This is a genomic window from Luteibacter sp. P4_D7_3 (assembly GCF_056401735.1).
The window spans coordinates 1-7,291 of sequence record NZ_JBFUIT010000208.1 but is presented as its reverse complement, the minus strand read 5'-3'; the positions used below and the strand labels follow the sequence as shown (position 1 = coordinate 7,291).

General features: G+C 64.5%; 6 protein-coding genes. 4 read left to right on the top strand and 2 right to left on the bottom strand.

Annotated elements, in window-relative coordinates:
• On the top strand, window positions 1-263 hold a 263-nt coding region (locus AC1DSN_RS15755; RefSeq protein WP_477331577.1), incomplete at its 5' end, for an ABC transporter permease.
• A gap of 19 nt (window positions 264-282) precedes the next feature.
• Here AC1DSN_RS15755 and AC1DSN_RS15750 read toward each other — a convergent pair.
• Together AC1DSN_RS15750 and lgt are read right to left on the bottom strand one after the other, a co-directional pair.
• Window positions 283-1,077: a thymidylate synthase gene (locus AC1DSN_RS15750; protein ID WP_213948782.1), complete on the bottom strand. Its 795-nt coding sequence runs from the start codon at window positions 1,075-1,077 to the stop codon at window positions 283-285.
• A 14-nt stretch (window positions 1,078-1,091) separates the two neighbouring features.
• Window positions 1,092-1,928 carry a prolipoprotein diacylglyceryl transferase gene (gene lgt, locus AC1DSN_RS15745; protein WP_063572562.1) on the bottom strand — a complete coding sequence of 279 codons (837 nt, stop codon included), beginning with the start codon at window positions 1,926-1,928 and terminating at the stop codon, window positions 1,092-1,094.
• A gap of 156 nt (window positions 1,929-2,084) precedes the next feature.
• Between lgt and AC1DSN_RS15740 the strand changes: the two genes are divergently transcribed.
• From AC1DSN_RS15740 to AC1DSN_RS15730, 3 genes are all read left to right on the top strand, one after another.
• A complete protein-coding gene (locus tag AC1DSN_RS15740) occupies window positions 2,085-4,064 on the top strand; it encodes an alpha/beta hydrolase family protein (protein ID WP_477331575.1) in 1,980 nt (659 codons plus the stop codon).
• Window positions 4,065-4,138: 74 nt separating this feature from the next.
• Window positions 4,139-6,118, top strand: a complete 1,980-nt coding sequence (locus tag AC1DSN_RS15735; protein ID WP_477331573.1) for an alpha/beta hydrolase family protein — start codon at window positions 4,139-4,141, stop codon at window positions 6,116-6,118.
• 129 nt (window positions 6,119-6,247) lie between these two features.
• Window positions 6,248-7,291: TonB-dependent receptor plug domain-containing protein (locus tag AC1DSN_RS15730; RefSeq protein WP_477331571.1), on the top strand; the 1,044-nt coding region annotated here is incomplete at its 3' end.

Genomic DNA, 7,291 nt, shown 5'->3' with positions numbered 1-7,291 from the left:
CGCTGGGCGCGACGCGTCGCGACATTCTCGTTTACTTCCTCACCGAGAACGGCCTTATCAGCATGGGGGGCGCGCTTGCCGGTGTCGTACTGGCTTTCGCACTCAATGCGTGGATGATGCAGGCGTTCGAGACATCGCGGCTATCGTTGCTTTACGTCGGCTGCGGGATGTTGCTCCTGCTGTTGCTCGGGCAACTGGCCGTTCTCTCGCCTGCACGGCGTGCGTCACGCGTGCCCCCGGTGGAGGCGACGCGGACGATATGAGCCTGCGTCGACAGCAAGCTCAGACAGCGACAGGTGCCTTGATCGCCGGATACGGATCGTAATCCACGATGGCCACATCCTCGAAGCGGAAGTCGAAGATCGACTTCACCTCCGGGTTAAGCGAAAGCCGGGGAAGCGGGCGCGGCTCGCGAAGCAGCTGCTTGTCCGCCTGCTCCATGTGGTTCGAGTACAGGTGCGCATCGCCCAGTGTGTGCACGAAGTCGCCCACGTCCAGCCCGGTTACCTGGGCGATCATGTGGGTGAGCAGCGCGTAGCTGGCGATGTTGAACGGGATGCCGAGGAAGATATCGCCCGAGCGCTGGTACAGCTGGCAGGAGAGTTTGCCGTTGGCCACGTAGAACTGGAACATCGTGTGACAGGGCATCAGCGCCATCTTCGGCAACTCGCCCACGTTCCACGCGGAGACGATAAGACGACGCGAATCCGGGTTGCGCTTGATCTCGTCCACCACCCAGGCGATCTGGTCGACCACCTTGCCGTCGGCCGTGGGCCACGCACGCCACTGGCGTCCGTAGACAGGGCCGAGGTCACCCTTCTCGTCGGCCCACTCGTCCCAGATGCCGACACCGTTTTCCTTCAGGTAAGCGATATTCGTATCGCCCTGCAGGAACCAGATCAGCTCATGGACGATGGAGCGCAGGTGCAGTTTCTTCGTCGTGACCAGCGGGAAACCCTTCGCCAGGTCGTAACGCATCTGCCAGCCGAACACGCTGCGCGTGCCGGTGCCGGTCCGGTCCGATTTCTCGGTGCCGTGGTCGCGCACATGGCGCAGGAGTTCGAGATAGGACTGCATGACTCGGGACGATATCAGGTCGCCGTCGCGGGGGTGGCCGCGACGGGAGCGAGAGGGGCGTAGGGCGCGCGGCGCGACATCGCCAGCCACAGGATGCCCAGCGCGATCAGCGGCAGGGAAAGGACCTGCCCCATCGTGACCCAACCGAAGGCCAGGTAGCCCAACTGGGCGTCGGGCACGCGAACGAATTCGATGATGAAGCGGAAGCAGCCATACATCAGGGCGAACAGGCCCGAGACGGCATAGCGCCGGCGCGGCTTGAGCGAAAAGATCCAGAGCACGGCGAACATCACGACGCCTTCGAGTGCGAACTCGTAGAGCGGATTGGGATGGCGCGGCAGCGCATCGGGCGCGTGCGGGAAAATCATGCCGATGGGCAGGTCGGTGGGCTTGCCCCACAGCTCGCCGTTGATGAAGTTGCCCAGGCGGCCGAGCCCCAGGCCCAGGGGCACCAGCGGTGCGACGAAGTCGATCGTGTCGAAGAACTTGACGTTGTTCCGCCGCGACCACCAGATGCCGGCCACCACCACACCGAGCAGGCCGCCATGGAAGGACATGCCGCCGTCCCAGATGCGGAAGAGGGCCAGGGGGTCGGTCCATATCCAGGAGATGGCCGTGTAGAACAGCATGTAGCCGACCCGGCCGCCCAGCACCACGCCCATCATGCAGTAGAACATGAGGTCGCCGAAGCGGTCCGCGCTGACAGGCAAGCGACCCTGCCGGCGGCGATACTCGCCGAGCCCCCATCCGCCGAGGAAGCCGCCCAGGTACATGAGCCCGTACCAATGGACCTGGAGAGGTCCGAGGGACAGCGCGACGGGATCGATATTGACGACGAACGGAGTTGCCATGGAGGCCCCAGGAAGAACGCAGGACGCAAGTGTACCGCCCCCTCCGGCCCGCAGGTCGCCTTGTGGGCGGCCCCGGAATGGGCTATATCCCGGCGTGGGCGCTGTCCGGGGAGGACGGCGTGTAAAGGATGTACACCAAAGCAAGGGGAGTCGAACATGAAGTACCGCTTCGCGCGGCCGCTGCTGGCCGCGTTGTGCCTGGCCGCGTGTGCCACCGGCGTAGCTGCCGCCGATCTCATTCCGACGGCCGATTTCGCCCGTCGCCTGCCCTTGACCATGCCGCGCCTCTCGCCCGACGGCAAACATTTCTCGGTGGTCTATCACGACCCGGATGGCAAGTCGCACGGGGTGGCCATCTACCTTGTCGAGAAACCGACCCAGCCAGTCGCCCTCATCCGGATGCCCCCTTACGAGCTCCCGGCCGAGATCGTCTGGGCGAGCGCCACGCGTCTGGTCGTTGCCCGCGGCAAGCAGGACGGCTCGATCGGCAACACCTCGTACACCGGCGAGATCATGGCCGTCGATATCGACGGCAAGAATCCCGACTACCTGTATGGCTACGAGGCGGTTGGCAAGCGCTCGGCCACGCGCCAGACCGACTCGGGCTGGGGCGAGATCGAAGGCACACCGGCGCAGAGCAACGGTCACTTCTACCTGCGCGCCACGTCGTGGTCCGACAAGGACCGCAGCACGCTCTACGACGTCGACGCCACCTCCAGTACCCGCAAGCAGATGGCCGACATCGGCATCGGCGACATGAGCTTCATGATCTCGCCCGATGGCGTCGCGAAATTCTCGTTCGGCACGGACACCAACTTCACCTACGTGGTGTTCCATCGCGAAGGTAGCGGCTGGGCCAAGGTGCCCGAGAACGGAGATCTGCAGCGCTTCGTTCCCATCGCCTCGGTCGCCGGCAGCAACCGCATCTACGCTCGCTACAGTCCCAACGGCATGGGTGGCGAGTTCGTCGAGCAGGACGAGGATGGCGGCAATCGTCGGGTGGTCAGCAAGGACGATTTCAGTCTTGTCACGTCAAACGGATTGTGGACACCGGTGCCGCTGCGCCCCTTCGGCACCTACGCCGAGAGTGGCATTCCCAAGGTGACCTACGTCGATCCGCAGGAAACCATTTCCAAGTTGCACAGGGCGCTGTCGCTGAAGTTCCCGGGAAGCTTCGTCAACTTCATCGATTTCAGCGAGGACGGCAGCCAGCTGATGTTCGGCGTATCCAGCGACCGCGACCCGGGCCGCTACATGCTGATCGACACCAAGACGTACAAGGCAAGCAGCCTGTTCGCCATCGCGCCCTGGATCGACCCCGAAAAGATGGCCGAGCGCCGCCCGCTACGCTTCAAGGCCAGCGACGGCACGGAGCTCGAGGCGATCCTCACCTTCCCCAAAGGCAAGCCCGAGACCAACCTGCCGATGGTGCTCGTACCGCACGGCGGCCCGATCGGCATCAAGGACGACTGGTTCTACGATGAAGACGCCCAGTTCCTGGCCAATCGCGGCTACCTGGTCTTGCAAGTGAATTACCGTGGTTCCGGCGGTCGCGGAAACGGTTTCGAGGAGGCCGGTTATCTCAACTGGGGCACGCGGGTCCAGGAGGACCTGATCGACGGCGTGAAGTGGGCCATCGCCCAGAGCTACGCCGACCCCAAGCGCATCTGTGTCTATGGCGCCAGCTTCGGCGGCTACTCGGCCATGATGACCACCATCCGCGAGCCGGGGATGTTCAAGTGCGCCGTGGGCTACGCGGGCCTGTACGACCTGGCCATGATGTACAGCAAGGGCGACATCAAATCGACCAAGACCGGGCGCAGCTACCTCACCACGGTGGTCGGCCACGACGATGCCGACCTCGCCGCGAACTCGCCCGACCATCTGGCCGACAAGATCACCGTGCCGGTCCTGCTGGTTCACGGCGAGGATGACGAGCGCGTGCCCTTCGCCCAGTTCAAGGCCATGCGCGCGGCGATGGATGCTGCCCACAAGCCCTATGAAGTCCTCACCAAGTCCGGCGAGAAGCACGGGTTCGTCAAGCCGGAGAACATCGAGGAGTTCTATAACAAGCTGCAGGCATTCCTCGACAAGAACATAGGCAGCGGACAGCAGGCGACAGCGTCGACGCAGTAACACGCGGGCGCCCGGCTCACGGAGCTATCCGGAGACCGGGCGCCGACATGGATGCACCATCAGGGGAGTAAACGATGAATCACCGTTTCGTGCGGCCGTTGCTGGCCGCGCTTTGCCTTGTCACGACCGCCGCCGGTGCGGCCGAGTTGATCCCGGTGGCGGACTTCGCCCGCCGGATGCCACTCACCGAGCCCCGCCTTTCGCCGGACGGCCAGTACGTCTCCATGGCCTTCCACGATCCCGACGGCAAGACCGATGGCCTGGCGATCTACAAGGTCGGCGACATGACCACGCCGGTGACCCTGATCCGCATGCCGCCCTACGAAACACCAGCGAACATGCTTTGGGCCAGCAACACCCGACTGGTGGTTGCGCGCGGCAAGATCGACGGCTCGATCGGGCAGGCTTCGTACACCGGCGAGCTGATGGCCATCGACGTCAATGGCAAAAACCCGGATTACCTCTTCGGTTACGAAGCCGTCGGCAGGCGCAACGCCACGCGTGCGATCGACCGCGGGTGGGGCACCCTCGAAGGCGCACCGATCGACGCGAACGGCCACTTCTACGCGCGCGCCACCCTGTGGAACGACCAGGAACGCAGCACCCTATACGACATCGATGCGCAGACGAGCGCACGCAAGCAGCTGGCCGACATCGGCCAGCCCAACATGAACTTCATGATCGCGCCCGATGGCACGGCGCGCTTCGCTTACGGCGATGGTATCGACTACAAGTGGGCGGTGTACCACCGCGAGGGCGGCGGCTGGGCGAAGCTCGCCCTCGATCAGGAACATCGCGGCTTGCGGCCCCTGGCTTCCGTGGCGAACAACGACAAACGGTTCTATGCCGTCGCAAGCCCCGAAGGCCGGGGCGGCGAGCTCATTGAAGAGGACGAGGACGGCAGCAACCTCAAGGTCATCCGTAAGGACGACTTCGGCAAGGTATCCCCAGGCGGCCTGTGGACGCCGGCGCCCCTGCGTCCCTTCGGCACGATCGTCGACACGGGCATTCCGAAGGTTGAATACATCGACCCGCAGGCGCCGATCTCGAAGCTTCATATGGCCTTGTCGCTGAAGTTTCCAGGCACCTTCGTCAAGTTCGTCGACTTCAGTCGGGACGGCGGCCAACTGATGTTCGAGGTGACGAGCGACCGCGAACCCGGCCGCTACATGCTCATCGATACCAAAACCTACAAGGTCAGCAAGCTGTTCGATGCGAAGCCGTGGATCGACCCGGCGACGATGTCCGAGCGGCGTCCCCTCCACTTCAAGGCCAGCGACGGCCTGGAACTCGAGGCCATCCTCACCTTCCCGAAGGGTCGCCCGGAGGCCGATTTGCCGATGGTGCTGTTGCCCCACGGTGGCCCTCACGGCATCGCCGACGAGTGGTACTACGACACTAACGCGCAGTTCCTGGCCAGCCGCGGCTATCTCGTGCTGCAGGTGAATTACCGGGGCTCGGCGCTGCGCGGGACGAGCTTTGAAACCGCCGGCTTCCTGAAGTGGGGCACGCGGATTCAGGAAGACCTGATCGACGGCGTGAAGTGGGCGATCGCGCAGAACTATGCCGACCCGAAGCGGGTGTGCGTCTTCGGCGCCAGCTTCGGCGGCTATTCGGCCCTGATGACCCCGGTGCGCGCACCGGGCGTGTTCAAGTGCGCCGTGGCCTACGATGGCATTTACGATCTGGACATGATGTACAACAAGGGCGACATCCAGGAGAAGAAGTCGGGCGTCAACTACCTCACCCGCGTCATCGGCCGGGACGAGGCCGACCTGGAGGCGAACTCCCCGGTCCATCTCGCCGACAAGATCGACGTGCCGGTATTCCTGATTCACGGCGAAGACGACCAGCGCGCCCCGTTTGCCCAGTTCAAGGCCATGCGTGCGGCCCTGGACGCGGCGCACAAGCCGTACGAGACGCTGACCAAGGCCGACGAGCGCCACGGCTTCGTCAAGCCAGCCAATGTCGAGGAGATGTACAACCGGCTCGCGGCGTTCCTGGAGAAGAACATCGGCCCCGGCCAGCCGCAGACGACGGCATCGACCCAGTAACGAGCCAGGAGGCGGCCGGCGGAAGGAGAGCATGACTTCCGCCGGTTGCCGCCGTCACGCCGCACGCGTTATCTTCGGGGGATCGTCGAGCCCGGGTGGGGTATGGCGGGGCTTGGGAGGCTTCAGGGTATGTACGTCAATTCCGGGCACAAGCGCCTCGTCGCAGGGCGACGCGTAGCGCTTGCCGTAGCGCTCGGAGCCTGTTTGCTCAACGTTGGCGTCCGCGCCCAAGAGACCAGTCCGTCCGCCGAGATGCTTGCGCCGGTGAACGTCAGCGTCACCGGTTCGCGAATCCGCGGCACCGACGTCGAAACCGCCCAGCCCGTCTTCACCATGGATCGCCAGGCCATCCGCGACACGGGCCTCACCAGCCTGGCCGATGTCATCGGCCGTATTCCGTCCGCGGGGACGCCGGAAGTCACACCGCAGGACACGCTCTCATCCAGCACCGACGCCGGTGGCCGCTACGCCAACCTGCGTAACCTTGGCGCCGTGCGTACCTTGATCCTGGTCAACGGCCGTCGCTGGACCACCAGCCTTAACGGCCTTACCGACCTCTCCACCATTCCCGTGGCGATCGTCGAGCGCATCGAAGTCCTCAAGGATGGCGCCTCGTCGATCTACGGCTCCGATGCCATCGGCGGTGTCGTCAACATCGTCACGACGGATCGCTTCGAAGGCGCGTCCGCCGACGTGCTCTACGGCGTCAACGGCAAAGGTGACGGCACCCAGAAGAACGGCACGTTCACCTGGGGCAAGAGTACCGAGCGCGCCTCGATCATCCTCGGCGCCAGTTACGAAGACGGCGACGAACTGGACGACAGCAAGCGCTCACTGACCCGCACGGCCTACGGTCCGCGCCATCCGGACGATGGATTCGGCATGGGCCCTTACGGTGGCGTGGTCGATCCTCGTGCCGCAGGCACGGCCGGTGCCGGCACGTATGCTGCCGACGGCTCGTGGACGCCCAACCGTTACGTCGTCAACCATCCAGGCGGCGTGGTCGGTAACCCCGCGGACCTCGCCAACTACCACCCGTACGACGTCAACAGCAACGCCGACAAGTATTCGACGCCACAGGACATGACCTTTCGCGCGAGCAGCAAGCTGCGCAATCTGTTCGCGACGGGCCGCTACAACGTTACCGACGACATCGCCCTGCGTGGCATGGCC

What these genes read in the sequence shown, in the direction of transcription:
- AC1DSN_RS15735 (WP_477331573.1), top strand. Translation starts at nt 4,139, where the DNA reads ATGAATCACCGTTTCGTGCGGCCGTTGCTGGCCGCGCTTTGCCTTGTC.
- AC1DSN_RS15750 (WP_213948782.1), bottom strand. Translation starts at nt 1,077, where the DNA reads ATGCAGTCCTATCTCGAACTCCTGCGCCATGTGCGCGACCACGGCACC.
- AC1DSN_RS15740 (WP_477331575.1), top strand. Translation starts at nt 2,085, where the DNA reads ATGAAGTACCGCTTCGCGCGGCCGCTGCTGGCCGCGTTGTGCCTGGCC.
- lgt (WP_063572562.1), bottom strand. Translation starts at nt 1,928, where the DNA reads ATGGCAACTCCGTTCGTCGTCAATATCGATCCCGTCGCGCTGTCCCTC.